A 1,799-nucleotide genomic window follows, 5' to 3' on the forward strand; every position below is an offset into this window, starting at 1 on the left:
TGTAAATGGCGGGATCAAAGTGCCCAAAAGTGGCGGAATAAAAATGCTCATTTCAACAACATAAAACCTCTGTTATACAACCCTTTCAGACATGGGGGATCAGACCCTGTCGCCGCCGCTCTTTCAGTCTGTAACTATCACCCTTGATATTCAATGTCGTGCAGTGATGGAGGATTCGATCCAGTACTGCCGCAGCAATCACATGATCCCCGAATATCTCGCCCCATTCACCGAATGACTTGTTCGAGGTAAAGATCGTCGAAGACTTCTCATACCGCCTGGATATCAACTGGAAGAAACAATGGGCACCTTCACTCGTGAATGGAAGATACCCCATCTCATCGATAATGAGAAGATGGAACTTCGTAAGCGCCTTGATCTTCTCTTCCAGTTTATTCTCCCGATTCGCTTTCATCAGCCGTTCAATGAGCTGTGATGCATTCGCATAATACACCCGGAAACCCTGTTTTACCGCTTCATAACCCAATGCTACAGCAAGATGCGTTTTTCCAACACCGGGGGGTCCGAGGAAGACGACATTCTCCGCATTATGGATGAATCGGAGAGATGCAAGATCCTTGATGATCAACGGATCAAGAGAGGGTTGAAACGCCACATCAAAATCGTCAAGCCGCTTCTCAACCGGGAAACTTGCCATCCTCATCCTGATCGAGAGGGCGTGATCCTGTTTGCTTTTCACCTCCTGCTCAAGAAGATAATCAAGGAGCTCCAGCGTGGATTTCCCCTCTTTTGCCGCATGTTCAAGGCTGTTGTCAAGCATCTCCTTGATCGTTGTCAGTTTGAGCGTCTCCAGGTTGTGATGGACACGTTCATACACAAGACCGCTCATGGCCCCACCTCGCCTGCAAACACATCATACGTCGATAGCGGTCGCTCTTCGACATCAGGATATACAATCTCGAAGAACGGTTGTGAATGCCGGGCATCCTGTGCAAATTGTGTCTTTCTGGAGTTATTCGCCCTCGCCTCTTTCTGCAGGCCGGTGAAATGTTCTTTTACTCTCACCTTCTTTGTGGAAGAGGGAGCCACCTGGTGAGTGCAGATCACCTCAGATCCAATTTTGACGGTTATTGTTGTACCTTCAAGCTCGAGAAGTGCTGTCTGACCCGCATACTGGTATGGAACGGAGTAGAGGGTTCCGTTATATGAGAAGTAAGCATCTCGTAGGATCTTCCGTGTTTCCTCACGGCGAATGATATACGGCTTGATCAGACCTAGAGGGGTAAGAGTCTCTTCTTTCAACCGGTCATAGGGAATCTCATGGGTGGAGCCATGGATCTCACTGTTGACCCGGTTACACCATTGGAGGAGCTTCTGGTCCATGTCTGGGAATGAGGTGAACCTGGTGCCAAGGAGAAAGTCTTTCTTCATGAATTTGATGGAATTCTCGACTTTTCCTTTGGTCTGAGGGTTATAGGGCTTACAGACACGGGGGATAAATCCATGATGGGTGAAGAAATCCTCAAATTTTGCGTTCCAGGTATGATCCCTGGCCCGGATGGCTCGTTTGATGATGACTGTCTTGATGTTGTCGTAAAGGATTTCTTCAGGAATCCCTCCGAAATAATCGAATGCGTTCTTATGGCACTGGATCAGTGTGTACACATCCGTTGAAAGAGTAAACTCCATGTAGCGCATTCGTGAGTACCCGAGGACGGCACTGAAGGCGTGGATCTTTCTCTTTCTGCCATCTATCTCCTGGCTCCCGCATTCACCCCAGTCCACCTGCATTTGTTTGCCTGGCGCTGTTTCGAAACGGAGGATGGCGGGCGTTATAT

Annotated in this window: 2 protein-coding genes; both read right to left on the reverse strand. The window is 48.5% G+C overall.

What is annotated here, in order from left to right:
• Positions 1 to 85: 85 nt before the first annotated feature.
• Entirely contained in the window at positions 86 to 850 is a 765-nt protein-coding gene (gene istB, locus J2T58_RS11045) for an IS21-like element helper ATPase IstB (protein ID WP_253490030.1), read from the reverse strand.
• On the reverse strand, positions 847 to 1,799 hold a 953-nt coding region (gene istA / locus J2T58_RS11050; RefSeq protein ID WP_253490031.1), incomplete at its 5' end, for an IS21 family transposase. The genes istA and istB, both read right to left, overlap by 4 nt.

Origin of the sequence: Methanocalculus alkaliphilus (assembly GCF_024170505.1) — an archaeon.
GTDB lineage: Archaea > Halobacteriota > Methanomicrobia > Methanomicrobiales > Methanocorpusculaceae > Methanocalculus > Methanocalculus alkaliphilus.